We start from the raw sequence: 19,346 nt of genomic DNA on the forward strand, positions 1-19,346 counted from the left end.
TCTTTTTTTGGCTGTTATTCAGGTCTTTTTTTCGTATTTAAAGTTGGGTTTGATTTCCTTATTTAAAAAAGTGCCTTTTGAAAAAGCGGCGCGAAAATCATCGAAAATTTCCTGCGGAACATCAAGATAATCATAAACTGCGCCCGAAACATACACAATCGTAAGAATTTGCTGTTCCGGTTTGTAGAAATATTTTTTAATTACAGAAGACGGCATTGCTTTGTTTTTAAAAAATCAAATATTTACCGTTATTCAGGCATTTTTTTCCGATTTAACTCGTTGCGCGTATGAATCGATGCTTCATAAACTTTCTTCCGGAGTTGCTGAATTTTTCCGACCGGCTGCAAGATTTCAGGATTTTCAAATGGATTAAAATTAAGATTTTCAACTGCCGGATCATCGGAATTTAAAAAGGCAGCTTTTGGAATTTTAATTTTTCCAAGGCAAAATTTTGGCGCTTTTTTCCAGTCTTTTTTTAAATTATTTATGGGTTGATTTTCCAGATTTTCACACATTTCAATCATTAAATTAAATGAAGATTCGCGCGAAGCTAAAAACCAGTTAATTGAATCTTTCTGCGGTTCGCCGCGGCCGATTTTTGAGCTGATATTTTGCGGTTCCACACTTAATTTCATCATATAATCGCCGAGCCGATAACATACAATTCCGGAATATTTGAAGGAAAAGAAAAAATCTTTTGAATGTTTTAAAAAATGAAAAGTCCGTTTTGCTAAATCAGCAGAAAACATATCGATCGCAAGCGAAAACCCATTGGTCAGCAAATGCGGAAGGTCTAAAGCTGAAACCAAAAAATTATCCTGTTTGGTGACCAAAAAAGTATTTACCGAAGTGAAAAACTTCAGGAAGACGGATGGCGAATTGGTCGGAAAAAGCGGAAAATTCACCAACGGAAAATTTGCCTCTTTTTGCCCGAAATTTTTGAATTTAACCGAAAAACCGTAAACCGGAATTTCCCGTCCTTTTTTATTGATAACAAGATTTGCATTTGAAAATCTCAGCAAAAGTTCATATTCTTTCTGGTTGAAAATTTTGGTGATAAAATCGGGTAAATTTTCCGAAATTTCTAATTTCGCTTTTACCGTGGCGTAAGTTTTTGAGTGCGCATCGCGCGTGGCATAATTTACGTCGCTGATTGCCGCAGAACTTTCGATAAATTTCTGAACCGATAGCAAAGCTTTGTCGAGATCGGCATTTTCCTGCGCTGAAAGTTGGTTAAATTCCGGTGAAAATTTTTGGAGCGAATTCATGCTTTTTTTCGAAAAACGCAGCAACAACCATTCCCTAAAATTCCTCGGAAAATACCTTATCTTTGCGTTTTATCATTAATCACATTTATCTACGCCTTTATGAACCTCGGAAAAACTCAAATTTTAAAAATCGCTGAAAAAAATTATTCCGGACTTTTTCTTGAAGATGAAGCAGGCGAACGCGCTTTTTTGCCGAAAATTTTTGCTTCCGAAGATGCAGAAATTGGCGATGAGATGGAAGTTTTCGTCTATCAGGATGATGATAAATTAAAAGCAACGACAGAAAAACCACTCGCTGAAATCGGTGAATACGCCGTGATGACTTGCGTGCAGAGTTTGCCAAGCGGCGCTTTTATGGATTGGGGAATTATTAAAGATCTTTTTGTTCCGTACAAGCAGCAACGCGCGAAAATCGTAGAAGCAAAGCGCTATTTGGTGCATGTTTACATTGATGAATTTTTAGGTTTAATTACCGGAACCACGCGTTTTAAGAAAAATCCGAGTTACGAAAATCTGCCTTTTGAAAAAGGTGAAAAGGTGAATTTAATTATCGCCGGCGAAAGCGAACTTGGCTGGAATGTGGTCATCAACAAAAAATACATTGGCTTAATTTACACTTCCGATGTTTACAAAAAATTATTTCCGCTTTCGGAAGAAACTGGTTTTATAAAAAGCATCCGCGAAGATGGAAAAATTGACGTAACGCTTCAGCCGGAAGGTTACGATAATATTGATGAATTCCAGAAAATAATTTTGGATAAACTCGAAGTGAATTATGGTCTGATTTACCTTTCCGACAAATCTACGCCGGAAGAAATAAAAGACGAACTGCAGATGAGTAAGAAAAATTTTAAAAAAGCCATCGGCGGATTGTACCGCGATAAGAAGATTGAAATTTTAGAAGATAAAATTCGACTCTTAGAAGACGGCGAATAGAAAATTTCAGAAAAAAGGTAAAAAAGGAGCGGAATATTTTCCGTTCTTTTTTGGTTATTGAAGCGTAAAATTCATTCCTTCCTCACCAGTAAAATCCAGTCGTCTTCAAGCAATTTATAACCAATATCATAAATGAAACGGTATTCCGCGCCGTTTTTATAAACTATTAAAGATGTAAAATACTCAAAATCAAAACCTTCCGCCAGCAGTTTATTGCGCGTGGTTTTAGCTTTTCCTTCTTTGTACGGTTGCTCGCTTAAAATTCTGTGGTTTTTGCGCAGCTTATTATTGATGTTGCGCATCAGGTTTGATGAATCTTTATTGTGCTTATTATTGTAGGCATTCCGGCACCCATCGTTGCAGAATTTTTTATCGCTTCTGCCGATTATTTTTTCGCCACATTCCAGACAGTTCTGCATAAAAATCTATTGATAATCAAATATATAAAAAATATCCGCTTACAAACGGATATTTTTTTGACGGTTAAAACGGCAAATTTTTGTAAAATTTCAAAGTGAATGTGAAGCGCTTTTCTGCAAATATTTTCTCCCGCTTAAACAGCACATTTTTTTGATTTTGCTTAAAGTTGCATAAATAAGTTCTTAAAGTGCTTAAAATTGCTTAATGCATTTTAGTGTTTTCCATTTCGTCCATGGCAATGGTTGCGTGCGCATAAGCAGCACCGGCGCGCATTTCCGCGGCAACCCAAATCGCTTCCATTACTTCTTCTTTGGTGGCACCTTTCCGCAATGCAGTTTTAGAATGTGACCGGATGCAGTACGGACATTGCGTTACGTGCGCCACGGCAACAGCAATCAGTTGTTTGGTTTTTTCGTCTAAAGCGCCGGCTTCAAATATGGTTTTGCTGAAATTCCGCCAGGCTTCAACATTTTTCGGTGCTAAAGCGGCCTTTTTTTCTAATATTTCATTTGTTGTTTCCGGATATAAATTGTGGTTTTACATTGGTTGAATTTTGGTTATTTATTTTTCTAAAAACTGTCGTAACACATACTGTAAGATTCCGCCGTTTCGGTAATATTCTATTTCAATCAGTGAATCCAAACGTGCGATGACATTAAATTTAGTTTCATCTCCGTTCATGCTTTTTGCGGTTATCTCAATTTCTTTCAAAGGTTTAATGTCTTCCGCAATTCCGGTAATCGAAAATATTTCTTTCCCGGTGAGTCCGTGACTTTCTGCGGTGTCGCCGTTTTTATATTGAAGCGGTAAAACACCCAATCCAACTAAATTACTTCTGTGAATCCGCTCATAACTTTCAGCCAAAACAGCTTTAATTCCTAAAAGAAAAGTTCCTTTAGCTGCCCAGTCGCGCGAAGAGCCGCTGCCGTATTCTTTTCCGGTCAGCACGATTAATGGCGTTTGCGCTTCTTTATATTTAACCGAAGCTTCGTAAACGGTCATTTCTTCGCCGGTAGGTAAGAATGTGGTGTAGCCGCCTTCTTTTTCCGCCAGTTTATTTTTAATTCTCACATTTGCAAAAGTTCCGCGAACCATCACTTCATCATTTCCTCGGCGCGAACCGTACGAATTAAATTCTTCTTTTGGAACACCCCGGCTTAACAGATATTTTCCGGCGGCAGAATTTTCACTGAAAGCTCCGGCAGGCGAAATATGATCAGTCGTTACGCTGTCGCCCAAAAACAACAAAGCGCGGGCGTTTTCAATGTCTATCAACGGCTCAGTTTCCGAAGGTAAATTGTGGAAAAACGGAATTTCTTTAATGTAAGTCGAATCGTCATCCCATTTATATAATTTTCCGCCGGGAATTTCCAGATTCCTCCAGATTTCGTTACCATCAAAAATTTCATCATAATTTTTAGCAAAATCATTTGGTGATAAAACTTTGCTTAAAATTTCATTGATTTCTTCATCCGAAGGCCAGATGTCTTTCAGATAAACGGGCTCCTGATTGGAATCGAAACTAATCGGTTCGGTGGTTAAATCAATATCCACGCGGCCTGCGAGCGCATAAGCGACGACCAACATCGGCGACATTAAAAAATTCATTTTAACCTGCGGATGAATCCTGGCTTCAAAATTCCGGTTTCCGGAAAGTACCGAGGTTACAATTAAATTATATTCGTCCACGGCTTTTGCAATTTTCGGTGCTAAAGGCCCGGAATTTCCGATACACGACGTACAGCCATAACCGACCAAATGGAAATGCAAAGCTTCCAAATCTTTCAATAGATCTGCTTTTTCAAGGTAATCGGTCACTACTTTAGAGCCCGGCGCCAGCGAAGTTTTCACCCAGGGTTTTACATCAATACCGCGTTCACGTGCTTTTCGTGCCACCAAACCGGCTCCGATCATCACAAACGGATTTGAAGTATTTGTACACGAAGTAATCGCTGCTATTGCAACAGCTCCGTCCGACAGCATGAATTTTTCATCACCTCGCGTAATCCAGACATTTTGCAAACCCTGTTTGCTGTTGGTTTCAATTTCTTCGTTTCTCGCGAGCGCTTTAGATTCCGGCACCGGTAAATCGCCACCTTCGTTATCAAACCGCGTAATAGATTTTTCGATTTCGCGGTCTTCCCAAGTGATGTAATGTCTGTTGAATGAACTGTGTAAAAGCTCGATGAATGTGTTTTTAAAATCTTTTAAAAGTATTTTGTCTTGCGGTCTTTTTGGTCCTGCAACGGTCGGTTCAATGGTGGAAAGATCGAGTTCTACCACGCTCGTGTACGTGATTTCGTCTTCGTTTTCCCGCCAAAGCATATTGTTTTTGCAGTATTTTTCAACCAAGTCGATTTGGTTTTCGGAACGGTTGCTTTTCCGCATATATTCCAAGGTTTTGTCGTCGATAGGGAAGTAGGTGATGGTGCAGCCAAATTCCGGCGACATATTTCCGATGGTAGCGCGGTCAGGTACCGAAAGATTAGCTAAACCGGGACCGAAAACTTCAACAAATTTTCCGACCACACCGAATTTTCGGAGCAAGTTGGCAATAGTTAAAACCAAATCTGTAGCAGTAGAACCGAGCGGAAGTTTTCCTGTAAGTTTTAAACCAATTACTTCCGGCATAATAAAATAAAGCGGCTGACCGAGAATTGCGGCTTCGGCTTCAATACCACCAACGCCCCACGCAACTACGCCAATACCATTCACCATCGGAGTGTGACTGTCGGTTCCCACTAAAGTATCGGGAAAAACTTCACCATTTCTTTCAATGACACCTTTCGACAAATATTCGAGGTTAATCTGGTGACAAATTCCCATTCCAGGCGGCACGACACTGAAATTGTCAAATGAGTTTTGCGCCCATTTCAAAAACTGGTAGCGTTCTTTATTTCGCTTGTATTCCTCTTCAATATTTCTGGCGTAAGCGCCTTCAGTTCCGAAATAATCAACTTGAACGGAGTGGTCAATAATCAAATCAACAGGAACCAGCGGATTAATCGTGTCTGGATCTTTACCTTTTCTTGCGACTTCCGCGCGAAGCGCCGCAATATCTACAACCGCCGGAACTCCGGTGAAATCCTGCATTAGCACGCGCGCGGGCTTGAACGGAATATCTTTATCTGAAGCTTTTGGCGACCAAAAAAGTAAAGTCTCAATATTTTCTTTGGTAATGGAAAAACCGTCGTAATTACGAATCGCATTTTCCAGAAGAATCCGGATGGAAAAGGGTAGCTTGTCGATCGGAAATCCCTGTTTTTGAAGTTCCGGAAGGCTAAAGTAGCTGAAATTTCCGTCTGCTGTTTGTAAACTTCTTTTGATTTGAAAAATATCTCGCTCCATAATTTTGAATTTTTAATGAGATTCGGAAATGGTGAAATGGTCGAATAAGGAAGATTTTTCTCTGTTTAGAAAAAGCAAAAATCACCTGTTTTAGCCGGTAAAATTTCGGGCTTAAACGGCTAAAATTTCACGCTATTCTCAAAGATAAGAAATTAAGGAAAGCAAAAGTAAAATTTAGCAGACTTTAGCAATTGAGGTTCAGGATTTTAAATCTAAAAACTTGGCAGTTCTTAAATAAAAAAAAAGCCGCTTAAACAAGCAATTTTTTCAAATTGACACGTCACTTTTAAAAACCGAGTTAATTTAAAACAAAAAAATATCCGCCTAAAAGCGGATATTTTTACGAAATAGATTTGATGAAAAATTACTCGGTGTGACCGTACATTTCGTTATACAAGTTGATGTATTTTTCCTTCACCGCTTTTCTTTTCAGTTTCAGCGTTGGAGTTAGTAAACCAAGTTCGATTGACCAGATATCGGGCGTCAGTTCAAATCTTTTAATCTGTTCCCAGTTTCCTAATTTGGTATTCAGATAATCGATTTCTTTTTTGATTCGCTCTTTCAATTCCGGACTTTTTACGATTTCCGCCGGTGTGTCACCAATTTTCAGTTCTTTTCTTTCTGCCCAGTTTTTAATAAAATTGAAATCCGGCTGTACGAGCGCGGTTGGCATTTTTTCGCCGTCACCAACTACCATAATTTGTTCGATAAATTTCGAAGCTTTCGCTAAATTTTCAATAACCTGCGGCGCAATATATTTTCCGCCCGAAGTTTTGAACATTTCTTTTTTCCGGTCGGTAATGTGCAGATAACCTTCGTCATCAATATGTCCGATGTCACCGGTTTTGAAATAACCTTCTTCGTTAAAAGCTTCATTGGTCATTTCTTCATTTTTAAAATAACCTTTAAACACCGAAGGACCCTTCACTGTAATTTCACCGTCTTCCTGGATTTTCACATCCAAGTTATCCAAAACATGACCAACGGTACCGATTTTTATTTTTCCGAAGCTGTTCACCGAAATCACCGGTGAAGTTTCTGTCAGGCCATAACCTTCCAAAATCGGGATTCCGGCATTTTGGAACATTTTATTTAATCTTGAAGAAAGCGCAGCAGAACCTGAAACGAGCGTGATGATATTTCCGCCTAATCCTTCGCGCCATTTAGAAAATACGAGTTTATCAGCGATAATCTCTTTCAAACCGGAAGGTTTTCCGATTTTTTCTTTCGCTTTATTGACACCTAACGCCCAAAGAAAAATTTTCGATTTTAAACCGCCGGCGCTGGTTCCCTTGTCATAAATTTTATCGTACACTTTTTCGATAAGCCGTGGCACCACAGACATGATATGGGGCTGAACTTCTTTGATGTTTTCGCCCATTTTATCAATGCTTTCCGCAAAATAAATCGCGTAACCATTATATTGATAAAGATAAAAAAGCATGCGCTCGAAAATGTGGCAAATCGGCAAAAAACTCAGGATTTTGATGTCGCTAAATTCCAATCCTTTTACGCGCGGAATTCTGGGGTTGGAAGCCAAGACATTAGAAACGATATTTTGGTGGGTCAGCATGACGCCTTTTGGTCTGCCTGTCGTTCCGGAAGTATAAATTAATGTCGCTAAATCCTCGGAATTTATTGATTTTGCTAAATCGTCAACTTCATTTTGCGTGGTATCGTCTTTTCCTAAATCGATAATCTCTTGCCAGTTTGCTGCGCCGTCAACCTGTTCGAAGGTGAAAATACCTTGCAGACTCGCCACATTTCCTTTAATTTTCTGAACTTTATCGTAAAGCTCTTTATCAGAAACAAAACAATATTTCACTTCTGCATTATTAAAGATAAAATCATAATCTTCCGAGGAAATACTAGGGTAAACCGGTACGGAAATCGCGCCGATCTGTGAAATTCCCAAGTCCATAACCGCCCATTCTGTCCTTGTTGCCGTAGTAATAAGCGCAATTTTATCGCCGGGCTGGATGCCGAGTTTTAATAAACCGCGAGAAATTTTATTTCCCTGGTTAATAAATTCGGCTGTTGATATTTTTTCCCACTTTCCATTGTGTTTGGTTACAAACATGTCATCCCGGGAATAATTTTCCAGAGCGTGATGTGCGAAATCAAAAATTCTTTTTATTGACATATCAGATATTTTATAGAGGATAAATTATGAAATTTGTAAACCTTCATGGTTTTATGTAAAAATATCAAATTTATTTAAACCTGCAACAAGTATTGTGAGGTAAATTTTAAATAAGTTTTTTACTTTTTAGAAATATTGTAAATTTACGGTCTAACAATTTTTTATTTTATGGATTTTAATTTATCTGAAGAACAGTTGATGATTCAGCAAGCCGCCAGAGATTTTGCACAAACCGAACTTTTACCCGGCGTTATCGAGCGAGACAACCAACAGAAGTTTCCCTACGAACAGGTAAAAAAAATGGGCGAATTGGGACTGCTCGGAATGATGGTAGACCCGAAATACGGCGGCGCCGGAATGGACAGCGTTTCTTATGTGCTCGCAATGGAAGAAATCGCGAAAGTTGATGCGTCAGCAGCCGTAGTAATGTCTGTTAATAATTCTTTGGTTTGCGCAGGATTGGAAAAATTCTGTAACGAAGAGCAAAAAATGAAATACCTGAAACCACTTGCAAGTGGCGAAGTAATCGGTGCTTTTGCGTTGTCGGAACCTGAAGCGGGATCCGATGCGACTTCTCAGCAAACAACTGCTGTTGACAAAGGTGATCACTATATTTTAAATGGAACGAAAAACTGGATTACCAACGGTGGTAACGCGACTTATTATATCGTAATTGCGCAAACAGACCCGGAAAAAAAACATAAAGGAATTAACGCTTTTATCGTGGAGAGAAGTTGGAAAGGTTTTGAAATCGGTCCGAAAGAAGATAAATTAGGAATCCGCGGAAGTGACACGCATTCGTTGCTATTCACGGACGTTGTCATACCAAAAGAAAACAGAATTGGTGAAGACGGTTTCGGCTTCAACTTTGCAATGGCTGTGCTTAATGGCGGCCGCATCGGTATTGCGTCTCAAGCTTTGGGAATTGCTTCCGGCGCGTACGAACTTGCATTAAAGTATGCGAAAACCAGAAAAGCTTTTAAAACGGAAATTATCAACCACCAGGCAATCGCTTTCAAACTTGCAGATATGGCAACATCCATTATGGCTGCCAGAATGTTGTGCTATAAAGCAGCGGTAGAAAAAGATGAAGGAAAAGATATTTCGGAAATCGGTGCGATGGCGAAATTATACGCTTCACAGGTTGCAATGGACACTACAATTGAAGCAGTGCAAATTCACGGTGGCTACGGTTATGTAAAAGAATACCACGTAGAAAGAATGATGCGCGATGCGAAAATCACTCAAATCTACGAAGGAACTTCCGAAATCCAGAAAATCGTAATTTCACGAAGTATTGCTAAAAATAGCTAAAAACCTTTTCTTATGAAAAAAATCTGGATTGTTATCATCGCCGTGCTTCTCGTTTTGGGAATTTTCGTTTGGTACAAATACTATTTTGTTTTCGCGGAAGGCGTGAAATCCGGATATTTAAATTATGCGAATAAAAAAGGCTATATTTTTAAGACCTACGAAGGAAAACTTATTCAGGAAGGTTTCGGCCGCGGAAAAACCGGCGCGCTGACCAGCTATGAATTTGAATTCTCTGTGGAAAATGAAGCAATTTTTAAGCAACTTGAAGAAAACAGCGGCAAGCAGTTCGATTTACATTATAAGGAATACAACGGCGCTATACCGTGGCGCGGAAATACGAAATATATTGTCGACCGAATCGTGAATATGAAATAAAAAGAAAATCCTTTCAGCAATCTGAAAGGATTTCTTATTTTTAAAGAATGAAAGAATATATACTTCAGAAAGAACGCATTTTCCATTTCCTTTCTTTGGCGCTTATCGCCGGCTCGCTGTTTCTGCCGGATCCCATCCACAAAATTGTCGTGCTGGAAACAGGAATTTTAGGACTTCTGATTTTATCCTCCTTAAAACGGCAAAAAATCCTGGTCCTCATTTATCTGTTTTTATTCTTCGCGGCGGGAATTTTCTATTATTTAATCACGGAAGGCAAACTTCATTTTTAAATTTTTGAAGATGAAATACTTTTTACCTTTTACCATTTTAATGAGCGTATCTTTCCAAAGTCAGTTTTTGCCGAAGCTGACGGATGAAATTTCCCTAAAACTTGCGGAAAAACCTTTGAAATGTATCAATCAGGAATTTCCGAATAAAACTGCGCATATCATTAATAATGCGACTGAAGTTTCGCTTTCTCCCAGCCAGCTGCATCCCAGTTTTTACGGTTGTTTCGATTGGCATTCTTCGGTTCATGGACATTGGATGCTCGTGCGCTTACTGAAAACCAAACCACATTTAGAAAATTCTGAGGAAATTTTTAAAATTCTGGAAAATTCATTTCTGGAAAAAAACGTGCTGGAAGAGGCAAAATATTTCACGAAATACGACATCGCCGCAAACTTCGAAAGAACGTACGGCTGGGCGTGGTTGCTGAAATTAGATGAAGAACTAGCGACTTGGAATCATCCAAAAGCTAAAATTTGGCATCAGAACTTAAAACCTTTAACCGCCGAAATTCTGCGTCTGTGGAAAGCTTATTTACCAAAACAAACGTATCCAAACAGAACCGGCGTTCACCCGAATTCGGCATTTGCAATGGCTTTTGCGATTGACTGGGCACGCGCTTCGAATGACAAAGTTTTCGAAAATCAGTTGATAGAAAAGTCAAAAAACTTCTATTTAAACGACCAGAAAACTCCGGCATATTTGGAACCCGACGGCAGCGATTTTTTCTCACCAAGTTTAGAAATCGCCGACTTAATGCGAAGGATTCTTCCGCAGAAAGACTTTGTAAAATGGCTCAACAAATTTTACGATAAAAAAAGTGTGGAAAACATTTCGCAGATTCCGGTCATCAGCGATATTAATGATTTCCAAACCGTTCATTTGGTCGGACTTTCGTTTAGCAGAGCCTGGTGCATGAAAGGCATTGCAAAAGCGTTACCGAAAAATCACCCGCTAAAATGGCATTTTTCTGAAACTTCCGACAAATTTTTAGCGAACGCCTTGCCGTTGCTTTTTCAGGGAAATTACGGCGGCGACCATTGGCTCGCAAGTTTTGCAGTCTACGCGATGGAAGAATAATTCTTAAAAAATTAGCCGCTAAAAGCCTATTTTTTTGGTAAATACTTCGAATAGTCTGGTTCTGAATCTTCCGTTTTTGTGTTGCTATTCTTTGGCTTTTCATTCAGATTTTCTGCCGGCTTTTCGTCTAGATTTTCTATATTTTCAGTAGTCGGAATAGGTGGCGATTTTTGTTGATTTTTCGTTTTAAAATAAATGAGAAAAATAATTCCACCAAACACAAACACTGGCCAGAAGGGCAAAAGTGCTAAAAATATTTTCTCCAAACCCTCAAAACCACTATTGAATGCGCTCGAAGACTTGCTGCTAAAAGAATCATTTTCGTCCGCTTTTTCCGGTTTCTCAATGGTAGAATTTGGCATTCCGCTCGCTAAATCATGATTTTTCTGGATAAGCGTAATTTCCACGGAACCACTTGTATTGCTCATTAAATCTGAACCACGTGAAGTTGTATTTTTCAGCGTGACATCACCCAATTGCGCCGAAATACTCTGTACAAAATAATCGAAATCGCGCATCGGAATTCGCATTTCCAAATTTTCTTTTTTAATTCCTTCGGAAGTGGTGAAATTTTCGGAAACCAAATTTCCGTTGCTGTCGCGAAGCTGCTGACGTAAAAGTGCTTTTGCATCTGAAAGGTCTTCAACTTCAATTTCAAGAAAAGTTTTCTTAATCAACGGATCTTTTGGCGTCGGATTTACAGCAGTTTCCTCACGCTGAACTGGCGGTGCCGAAGGAGTTTCGGGTTGCGCTTCTTTTTTTTCCTGAGTTTGCTTTAAAATTCGGTCTGCAGTTTTGGATAAAACCGCAATGGCATTTTCACCATTTTTCAAAAGTTGGCTCGCAGAATCTAAAGTTTTTGCGACTTCGGTTCCGGTTTTTACGTGTTTCGTAATTTTCGTGATTTCTTTGTTCAGCGAATCGATTCGCCAGCTGCCGGATTTCAGCGTGCTGTCAATTCTTTTCGTCTGTTTTTCAATTTTCGGAATAATAACTTTTTTCGCTATTCCGTTGGAATCGCTGATGTTTTTAGAAATGGAATCTAAAGTTTTCAGACCGTCATTCGCTTTGGTAAAAAGGCTGTCGGCACGTTTAATCGTATCGGTTGTTTGTGTAAATTCTTGTTTTGAGCAGGAAAAAATTAAAAAAAACAGCAAAATAACCGGAAATATTTTTTTCATCTTTTATTTAAAATTTTGGTCCCCGAAAGATAATCAAATTGTATTCCTTTAAAAACGAAAAAAGACTCTTTAAATTACTAAGAGTCTGTTAATGAGTCTTTTGAAAATTAATTTTACAAGAACTTTACAAAATTATGAATTCTCAAATTCGCTGATGAAATGCAGTTTCACGTTCGGGAATTTTTCCTGAGTCATATGAATCGTAAACGACGAATCCGCAAGGAAAACACGTTGGCCATATTTGTCGCGTGCCATAAACCGCTGTTTCAACCGCGCAAATTCCTGGAATTCTTCAGATTTTTCATCCGCTTCAATCCAACACGCTTTATGGATGGAAAGTGGTTCGTAGGTACATTTTGCGCCATATTCATGCTCCAAACGGTATTGAATAACTTCGTACTGTAAAGCACCGACAGTCCCGATGACTTTTCGGTTGTTCATTTCCAGAATAAAAAGCTGCGCCACACCTTCGTCCATCAGTTGGTCAATACCTTTTGCAAGCTGTTTCGCTTTCAACGGATCATCATTGTTTATGTATCGGAAATGTTCCGGCGAAAAGTTCGGGATTCCTTTAAAGCTTAATTTTTCACCACCAGTCAAAGTATCTCCAATCCTGAAATTTCCCGTGTCGTGAAGCCCGACGATGTCGCCTGGAAAACTTTCATCAACCACTTCTTTTTTGTCGGCGAAGAAAGCGTTCGGCGAAGAAAATTTCATTTTTTTATTTTCGCGTACAAGCAGATAATTTTCATTTCTTTTAAAGGTTCCGGACACGATTTTTACGAAAGCCAGACGATCGCGGTGTTTTGGGTCCATATTGGCGTGAATTTTAAAGATAAAGCCGGTAAAATCTTTTTCTTCCGGCTTTACGAGGCGCGAATCGCTTTCTTTCGGCTGCGGATTTGGCGCGATTTCGATAAACGCATCGAGCAGTTCGCGAACTCCAAAATTATTTAAGGCAGAACCGAAGAAAACCGGCTGCAAATCGCCGTTCATATAATTTTCGCGGTTGAATTTCGGGTAAACTTCCTGGATGAGTTCCAGTTCTTCGCGCAAAGTTACCGCAGCTTTTTCACCAATCGCTTCATCAACCTTCGGATCGTTGATGTCATCAAATTTTACCGCCGTTCCAATGCGTTGTTTTTTTTCTTCTAAAAAGAGCTGAATATTATTTTCCCAAATATTATAAATTCCCTGAAACTCGCTTCCCATACCAATCGGCAAAGAAAGTGGCACGACAGACAACCCGAGTTTTTGTTCCACCTCATCCAACAAATCGAACGCGTCTTTTCCTTCGCGGTCGAGTTTATTGATGAAAACAATCATCGGAATATTGCGCATTCTGCAGACCTGAACGAGCTTTTCAGTTTGTTCTTCCACACCTTTGGCCACGTCTACCACCACGATCACCGAATCTACCGCAGTTAAAGTCCGGTAGGTATCTTCAGCGAAATCTTTGTGACCAGGCGTATCTAAAATATTGATTTTGTGATTTTTATACTCAAATGCCAACACGGAAGTCGCCACAGAAATACCTCTTTGGCGTTCAATTTCCATAAAATCGGAAGTTGCACCTTTTTTAATCTTATTGGATTTTACAGCGCCCGCTTCCTGAATCGCTCCGCCAAAAAGCAAAAGCTTTTCTGTAAGCGTGGTTTTTCCGGCATCAGGGTGGGCAATAATTCCAAAGGTTTTTCTTTTCCCTATTTCTTTTAGTAAATCTGACATAATTATATTTGAGAGTGCAAAAATCGCTTTTTTTTATGGAAAATGAAAATGGGAAAAAAGTGCTATAATGCGGCAAATTTTTAATTTTTAAAACCAGTTTAGTTTCCCATCGCTTTAATAAATTTATCTTTGCGTAAATTATTTTTGATGAACCAAAAATCACCAATTCCTCAATTCAATTTCGATTTTGAAGGCGCCATTGCACTTATTTTAGGCGGAATTGCCGGTATCACCTTAATTTCTTTTATCAATGTTGCGAGTGTTTTCGGGTTAAATACCAATTTGCAGTATGGCGATTTATTCCTTTTACTATCAAATTCTGCGATGTTTTTGGGTGCAATTTTTTTCTTTGATTATTTTATTTGTCGTCGCAGAACCGGAAAAAAACTGAACTTCAATTTTTCGCCCACGAATTTCATGACCTACGTTTTGATTTTTCCGATGATGTTGGGAATGATGTTTATCGCAGAATTTGTCACCGCACAAATTCCTATTACTGGTCCCTTTTTCGGCAAATTTTACGATTATTTTTCCCGGTTGATGGAGCAGATGACGTCAAATCCCGCAACGCTCATTGTACTTGCAGTATTTATGGCGCCGCTTTTCGAGGAAATTATTTTCCGCGGAATTATTATGAAAGGTTTGCTGAACAAAGGCGTGCGGCCGTTTTATGCGATTTTGATTTCGTCCGTAACTTTCGGATTGGTACATGGTAATCCCTGGCAGTTTGTAGGCGCGGTGATGCTCGGCTGCGTTTTAGGGCTCGTTTATTACAAAACAAAATCACTGCTTTTACCGATTTTGCTGCACGCTTTCAATAATCTGTGTTCCAGCATTTTGCTTTTTTATACCAAAAGTGAAAGTTTTGCGGACGCCGCAAAAATGTCCGAATGGGTTTTTCTCGGCATCGGCATCGTTCTGTTTACCACATTTTATATTTTATTTACCCGAAAATATCGGGTTCACTATCAAGACCAATAGTCATTAATTAAATTGAATTATGAAGAAAGAAATTCTTGTCGCGACACACAATCAACATAAAAAGGAAGAAATTCAGCAGATTTTAGGTGATAATTTTAAAGTCACATCGCTCACTGATTACAATATTCATGATGAGATTGTGGAAGACGGAAATACCTTTCACGAGAACGCGCGCATAAAAGCTGAATATTGTTTTAAAACCACTGGAAAAGCTAGTCTTGGTGATGATTCCGGCTTGGTTGTAGATGCGTTGGACGGCCGTCCTGGGATTTACTCTGCGCGGTATGCCGGCAAACACGATTTTGCAAAAAATATGGCCAAAGTACTGGGAGAAATGGAGCACGAGGAAAACCGAAAAGCTTATTTTGTCACGGTAATGTGCTTAATGGATGAAAACGGAGTTCATTATTTTGAAGGAAGAATTTACGGACAGATTCGCAGAGAACTGAGCGGTTCGGAAGGCTTTGGTTATGATCCCATTTTTCAGCCGGACAATTACGAAATTACTTTTGCAGAAATGCCCATGGAGGAGAAAAACAAAATCAGTCACCGCCGGAAAGCCATCGATCAGTTGCTGGATTTTATGGCGGAAGAAGTTTAGAAATTCTGTAAAATTTACCCAAAAAGCGGCCAGTTTTTTTGATCTAAAAACCGTATTTTTGCACTCACTATATTTAAGAAGATGTTAGAAAAAATAGATGAACTGTTGGTGGAAGTGGGAAATTTCCAGTCTGCAAACAAAGATGAAATTGAACAGTTCCGAATAAAATTCAGCGGAAAAAAGGGCATTTTAAATGATATTTTTTCTAAGTTTAAAGATGTCCCGAGCGAGCAGAAAAAAGAATTTGGTCAGAAAATAAACACGCTTAAACAGGCGGTAGAAACCAAACTCGTGGAGCTGAAAAATTCTTCGACATCGCAGATTATTCTGGAAAAAGATGACCTTACAAAACCCGGTTATCCATCGGAATTAGGTACGCGGCATCCGATTAATTTAGTGAAAAACCAAATCATCGAAATCTTTCGTTCTATTGGTTTTGCGGTAGCAGACGGCCCGGAAATCGAAGATGACTGGCACAATTTTACCGCGCTCAATTTGCCCGAATATCACCCGGCGCGCGATATGCAGGACACTTTTTTCATTGAAACCGATCCTGATATTTTGCTGAGAACGCACACTTCATCGGTGCAGATACGCTATATGGAAAATAATGAGCCGCCGATGCGTATCTTGTCGCCGGGCCGCGTTTTTCGGAATGAAGCAATTTCAAGCAGATCTCACTGTATCTTTCATCAAATTGAAGGACTTTACATCGATCAGAACGTAAGTTTCGCGGATTTGAAACAAACGATTCAATATTTCACAACGGAACTTTTCGGAAAATCAAAAATCAGGTTGCGTCCGTCTTATTTCCCGTTCACAGAACCTTCCGCGGAAGTTGATGTATATTGGGGTTTAAATTCCGAAACCGATTACCGAATTACAAAAGGAACAGGTTGGCTGGAAATTATGGGCTGTGGAATGGTGGATCCCGCGGTTTTAACCAACGTAAATATCGATCCAGATAAATTTTCAGGTTACGCTTTCGGAATGGGTATCGAAAGAATTGTAATGCTGCTTTATCAAATGAGTGACATCCGCATGTTTTTCGAAAATGACATCCGAATGTTGCAGCAATTTAAAAGTTTGTAAAACCAAAAAATTTGGCCTTTTAGCGGCAAATTTTTCTTAAATATAAAAGCTTCCGGAAAATCCGGAAGCTTTTTCTTTAGTTATGAAGAGAAATTTAGCTTTTCTGTTTGAACCAGTTTTTCGCCTGATTATAATCGATGTAATAAGAAACTTTTAAACTGAGCGTGTTGTTCATGGGTTCATTAAATAAATTACTGAAGTTTTTGCCGAAATTTATTCTGGAATAATCCAGATAGTTTTGAGCGGCATTTTGGTACAACAAAGTCAGCTGACTGCCTGGCGCAAACCACCAGGAATAGCGCATATCAACATTCCAGGAATTGTAGGTTTGGTTATTTTTCGAATAATTATCAACAGGTGTTACAAGCCCGTTTTCTTCTAAAGTGCCGAATTTCGTGTAATTCACTTCGGTGTAATAATGTCTTAAACTGAAGGTCAGCGCCATTTTATTGTTGATGGTATATTTCGATGATAAACCATTAATTACCGTACTTCGGTTTCGGTTTCCGATGTAAATGGTGCCCAGATTTTCACCCGCAAAACCCTGTTCCTGATTGCTCAGCTGAACGTTGGCATTGTAATTCAAAGAAAAATGGTCATTTAGCCGGTAATTTATTCCAAGGTCATTGTTCAGGCGATATCTGCCGGTTTGGTCGTACGCGTAATAATCAACGCTGAAATTGTAGGTGAATTTTTTGCGGTTGTCGGAATTAAACCAAATCCAGGGATTGATAAACGCCGGAACATAAAGGTATTTTCCGAAAACGCGCGGCTCATACAGATCATTTTCGCCGTTCGGTGTCAAGAGCAAACCTGCACCGAAGTTCCGGAACTTTTTATCCTGAAAACCAATGCTGTTGTGAATTTCAAACGATTTAAATAAATCCGTTTCAAGTCTTCGGGCATAATTAATATTGATGTTCAGATTTATATTGTTAAAATTTTTCGATGGCTGTAACATACGGTAACCGTAATTTCCGCTATATCGAACATAATTGGTTTGGCCGGTGTAGCCCAAATCATCGATGTTGTAGTCTTTCGAAACCGCCTGAAAACCAGCCTGATAAGTGCTTTTGCCATAAATTTTTGCGAGACCGGCGTTAATGTTTGTTCCAAAGTCGCTGTTGCCGTCCCTAACATAACTACCTCGCACGGCACCGGAAAAATTGTATTTATTTTTTTTGTCGGTTAAATCCACCAAAAAAGCCGTGGCATTAGCATCGCGGAAATCGCCGGCGCGGGTAACATTGGTATTGATTAAGGAAACCGAGGAATTGCCGTTAAAACGCTGGTCGAAAACAAATACGTTGTAGTTGGCCAAAGGTTCTACTGTTTCTGTGCGGATTTCGCCGGTAACATTATTTTTAATGTCAACCTCTGTTTTTTTCGTGATTGCATTAAAGAAACCGATTCCCAAACCTTTATTTGTACGTCCGGAAATTTTTGTCGCGTTCAGTAACTTTACTTTCTGTAGGTTTTCAACTAAAGTTTCGTCCTCACTCAATTCCGGATATCTCGACGGATAATCGCCTACACGACGCGAATAGAAGAGATTTCCTTTGCTGAAAAGTTCCGTTCCTTCCGTGAAAAAGGAGCGTTTTTCGGAAAATTGCTGCTCAAAAGGGCCTAAATTTAAAATATTGTCATCAAAAGCAGTTTGTCCAAAATCCGGAATTAAAGTGGTGTCCAAAGTAAAAGCATCATTAATCCCGTATTTCACATCCATTCCGCCATTCACAATGGTGGAAGTTTTGCCGTCGAAATTATTTAAATAAGTCGAAAAGTAGGGAAGAAAGGAGAGTCGGAGCGGCGGCTGAATGTTTTCAATTCCTTGCAGCACGCCGTCGTAAAGCAGAAAAGAACCTTTTTTATTATCGATGAAATTCCAAGTGGATTTTACTTTTGTCCGGTTAATGAGGCGAACGAAATTCAATCCCCATTCCTGAATATCCTTTTTCGGAAAACGCAACTCGGAGTAGGGAATTTTCAGCTCGGCTGTCCAGCCTTCATCGTCGATATTTGTGCCGCTGTACCACACGGCGCTCCAGTTAGAATCTTCGCCGTAATCGTTGGTCATTTTCGCATCGAACTGCACGCCGCTCGGCATTATGATAAACTCCAGACTTTGCTGGTGGTCGTTGTAGCCATTAATAACCACATCGAAAAAGTCATCATTTCCCACATTGTCCCGTTCTACCAGTTCTTTTGCTATTTTACTTGGTTCCGGATCGTACATTTTAGCACCGAAATAAATACCAGTATCGTCGTACAAAACACGAACTTCCGTACGGAACTCATGTGCTTCAGGGTTTCCGTTTTTTGGTTGAAATTCAACAAAATTCCGTGCTACAGCGGCATTTTTCCAAACTTCTTCGTCCAGGTGTCCATCGATCTTTATAGGCTGATCAATTCTGGTAATCTGGATTTTTTTCCGGCTGATACTGTCGTTTTTTACGGTTTGTGCGTGCGCGCCGGCAAAAGATAAGAAGAGAAAAATGGTGGCACTCGTTAGCTTCATGGTTTGTTTTAGTGATAAGACAACCGCGAAACCGTTTTTGTTACATCAGCTTTATATTTTTCACAAAAAAAAA

17 protein-coding genes are annotated in these 19,346 nt (G+C 39.4%); 8 read left to right on the forward strand and 9 right to left on the reverse strand.

The genetic code is table 11. From position 1 onward, the window contains the following. Positions 1-18: 18 nt before the first annotated feature. Positions 19-216: a KTSC domain-containing protein gene (locus OA84_RS07600; RefSeq protein WP_039344353.1), complete on the reverse strand. Its 198-nt coding sequence runs from the start codon at positions 214-216 to the stop codon at positions 19-21. Positions 217-248: 32 nt separating this feature from the next. Beyond that, complete coding sequence (locus tag OA84_RS07605) at positions 249-1,268, reverse strand: catalase family protein (protein WP_156965049.1); 1,020 nt, start codon at positions 1,266-1,268, stop codon at positions 249-251. A 99-nt stretch (positions 1,269-1,367) separates the two neighbouring features. Here OA84_RS07605 and OA84_RS07610 point away from each other — a divergent pair, with 99 nt between their 5' ends. Continuing rightward, the gene (locus tag OA84_RS07610; protein ID WP_039344358.1) at positions 1,368-2,204 is read left to right on the forward strand and encodes a CvfB family protein; all 837 of its coding nucleotides are present in this window, start codon (positions 1,368-1,370) and stop codon (positions 2,202-2,204) included. 71 nt (positions 2,205-2,275) lie between these two features. Here OA84_RS07610 and OA84_RS07615 read toward each other — a convergent pair whose 3' ends face one another. The 4 genes from OA84_RS07615 to OA84_RS07630 all read right to left on the reverse strand — a co-directional run bounded on the left by OA84_RS07615 (position 2,276) and on the right by OA84_RS07630 (position 8,115). Further along, a complete protein-coding gene (locus tag OA84_RS07615; protein WP_039344360.1) occupies positions 2,276-2,623 on the reverse strand; it encodes a hypothetical protein in 348 nt (115 codons plus the stop codon). Between the two features lie 202 nt (positions 2,624-2,825). Then, entirely contained in the window at positions 2,826-3,128 is a 303-nt protein-coding gene (locus OA84_RS07620; protein WP_052252147.1) for a carboxymuconolactone decarboxylase family protein, read from the reverse strand. A 57-nt stretch (positions 3,129-3,185) separates the two neighbouring features. Next, positions 3,186-5,972, reverse strand: a complete 2,787-nt coding sequence (gene acnA, locus OA84_RS07625; RefSeq protein WP_039344363.1) for an aconitate hydratase AcnA — start codon at positions 5,970-5,972, stop codon at positions 3,186-3,188. Positions 5,973-6,336: 364 nt separating this feature from the next. Beyond that, positions 6,337-8,115 (reverse strand): AMP-dependent synthetase/ligase, encoded by a 1,779-nt coding sequence (locus OA84_RS07630; RefSeq protein ID WP_039344367.1) that lies wholly within the window; start codon positions 8,113-8,115, stop codon positions 6,337-6,339. A gap of 168 nt (positions 8,116-8,283) precedes the next feature. Here OA84_RS07630 and OA84_RS07635 point away from each other — a divergent pair, with 168 nt between their 5' ends. Genes OA84_RS07635 through OA84_RS07650 form a run of 4 tightly spaced genes read left to right on the forward strand, consistent with a single transcriptional unit; the run spans position 8,284 to position 11,172 of the window. Then, complete coding sequence (locus tag OA84_RS07635) at positions 8,284-9,429, forward strand: acyl-CoA dehydrogenase (protein ID WP_039344371.1); 1,146 nt, start codon at positions 8,284-8,286, stop codon at positions 9,427-9,429. Between the two features lie 12 nt (positions 9,430-9,441). After that, positions 9,442-9,804 carry a hypothetical protein gene (locus tag OA84_RS07640; RefSeq protein ID WP_039344374.1) on the forward strand — a complete coding sequence of 121 codons (363 nt, stop codon included), beginning with the start codon at positions 9,442-9,444 and terminating at the stop codon, positions 9,802-9,804. A gap of 47 nt (positions 9,805-9,851) precedes the next feature. Continuing rightward, complete coding sequence (locus tag OA84_RS07645) at positions 9,852-10,094, forward strand: hypothetical protein (RefSeq protein WP_039344377.1); 243 nt, start codon at positions 9,852-9,854, stop codon at positions 10,092-10,094. Between the two features lie 10 nt (positions 10,095-10,104). Beyond that, positions 10,105-11,172 (forward strand): DUF2891 domain-containing protein, encoded by a 1,068-nt coding sequence (locus OA84_RS07650; RefSeq protein WP_052252148.1) that lies wholly within the window; start codon positions 10,105-10,107, stop codon positions 11,170-11,172. A gap of 26 nt (positions 11,173-11,198) precedes the next feature. Here the strand turns inward: OA84_RS07650 and OA84_RS07655 are convergent, their stop codons facing one another. Then, positions 11,199-12,353: a DUF4349 domain-containing protein gene (locus OA84_RS07655; RefSeq protein ID WP_039344380.1), complete on the reverse strand. Its 1,155-nt coding sequence runs from the start codon at positions 12,351-12,353 to the stop codon at positions 11,199-11,201. Positions 12,354-12,485: 132 nt separating this feature from the next. Then, positions 12,486-14,081, reverse strand: a complete 1,596-nt coding sequence (locus OA84_RS07660) for a peptide chain release factor 3 (protein WP_039344383.1) — start codon at positions 14,079-14,081, stop codon at positions 12,486-12,488. 147 nt (positions 14,082-14,228) lie between these two features. Here OA84_RS07660 and OA84_RS07665 point away from each other — a divergent pair, with 147 nt between their 5' ends. The 3 genes from OA84_RS07665 (at position 14,229) to pheS (ending at position 16,755) form a co-directional block, all read left to right on the forward strand. Then, positions 14,229-15,062, forward strand: a complete 834-nt coding sequence (locus tag OA84_RS07665; RefSeq protein ID WP_039344386.1) for a CPBP family intramembrane glutamic endopeptidase — start codon at positions 14,229-14,231, stop codon at positions 15,060-15,062. 19 nt (positions 15,063-15,081) lie between these two features. After that, complete coding sequence (rdgB, locus tag OA84_RS07670; RefSeq protein WP_039344389.1) at positions 15,082-15,663, forward strand: RdgB/HAM1 family non-canonical purine NTP pyrophosphatase; 582 nt, start codon at positions 15,082-15,084, stop codon at positions 15,661-15,663. Between the two features lie 81 nt (positions 15,664-15,744). Then, positions 15,745-16,755 (forward strand): phenylalanine--tRNA ligase subunit alpha, encoded by a 1,011-nt coding sequence (gene pheS, locus OA84_RS07675; protein ID WP_039344392.1) that lies wholly within the window; start codon positions 15,745-15,747, stop codon positions 16,753-16,755. Positions 16,756-16,849: 94 nt separating this feature from the next. Here the strand turns inward: pheS and OA84_RS07680 are convergent, their stop codons facing one another. Beyond that, positions 16,850-19,273 carry a DUF5916 domain-containing protein gene (locus OA84_RS07680; RefSeq protein WP_039344395.1) on the reverse strand — a complete coding sequence of 808 codons (2,424 nt, stop codon included), beginning with the start codon at positions 19,271-19,273 and terminating at the stop codon, positions 16,850-16,852. Positions 19,274-19,346: the final 73 nt, after the last annotated feature.

The sequence above is a fragment of the Kaistella solincola genome (assembly GCF_000812875.1).
GTDB classification, from domain to species: Bacteria; Bacteroidota; Bacteroidia; order Flavobacteriales; family Weeksellaceae; genus Kaistella; species Kaistella solincola.

Bases quoted from the DNA above. Each gene is read 5' to 3' on its own strand.
- OA84_RS07610 (WP_039344358.1), top strand. From the start codon at position 1,368: ATGAACCTCGGAAAAACTCAAATTTTAAAAATCGCTGAAAAAAATTAT.
- OA84_RS07655 (WP_039344380.1), bottom strand. From the start codon at position 12,353: ATGAAAAAAATATTTCCGGTTATTTTGCTGTTTTTTTTAATTTTTTCC.
- OA84_RS07600 (WP_039344353.1), bottom strand. From the start codon at position 216: ATGCCGTCTTCTGTAATTAAAAAATATTTCTACAAACCGGAACAGCAA.
- OA84_RS07680 (WP_039344395.1), bottom strand. From the start codon at position 19,273: ATGAAGCTAACGAGTGCCACCATTTTTCTCTTCTTATCTTTTGCCGGC.
- OA84_RS07650 (WP_052252148.1), top strand. From the start codon at position 10,105: ATGAAATACTTTTTACCTTTTACCATTTTAATGAGCGTATCTTTCCAA.
- acnA (WP_039344363.1), bottom strand. From the start codon at position 5,972: ATGGAGCGAGATATTTTTCAAATCAAAAGAAGTTTACAAACAGCAGAC.
- OA84_RS07660 (WP_039344383.1), bottom strand. From the start codon at position 14,081: ATGTCAGATTTACTAAAAGAAATAGGGAAAAGAAAAACCTTTGGAATT.
- OA84_RS07605 (WP_156965049.1), bottom strand. From the start codon at position 1,268: ATGAATTCGCTCCAAAAATTTTCACCGGAATTTAACCAACTTTCAGCG.
- OA84_RS07665 (WP_039344386.1), top strand. From the start codon at position 14,229: ATGAACCAAAAATCACCAATTCCTCAATTCAATTTCGATTTTGAAGGC.
- pheS (WP_039344392.1), top strand. From the start codon at position 15,745: ATGTTAGAAAAAATAGATGAACTGTTGGTGGAAGTGGGAAATTTCCAG.
- OA84_RS07630 (WP_039344367.1), bottom strand. From the start codon at position 8,115: ATGTCAATAAAAAGAATTTTTGATTTCGCACATCACGCTCTGGAAAAT.
- OA84_RS07645 (WP_039344377.1), top strand. From the start codon at position 9,852: ATGAAAGAATATATACTTCAGAAAGAACGCATTTTCCATTTCCTTTCT.
- OA84_RS07635 (WP_039344371.1), top strand. From the start codon at position 8,284: ATGGATTTTAATTTATCTGAAGAACAGTTGATGATTCAGCAAGCCGCC.
- OA84_RS07615 (WP_039344360.1), bottom strand. From the start codon at position 2,623: ATGCAGAACTGTCTGGAATGTGGCGAAAAAATAATCGGCAGAAGCGAT.
- OA84_RS07640 (WP_039344374.1), top strand. From the start codon at position 9,442: ATGAAAAAAATCTGGATTGTTATCATCGCCGTGCTTCTCGTTTTGGGA.
- rdgB (WP_039344389.1), top strand. From the start codon at position 15,082: ATGAAGAAAGAAATTCTTGTCGCGACACACAATCAACATAAAAAGGAA.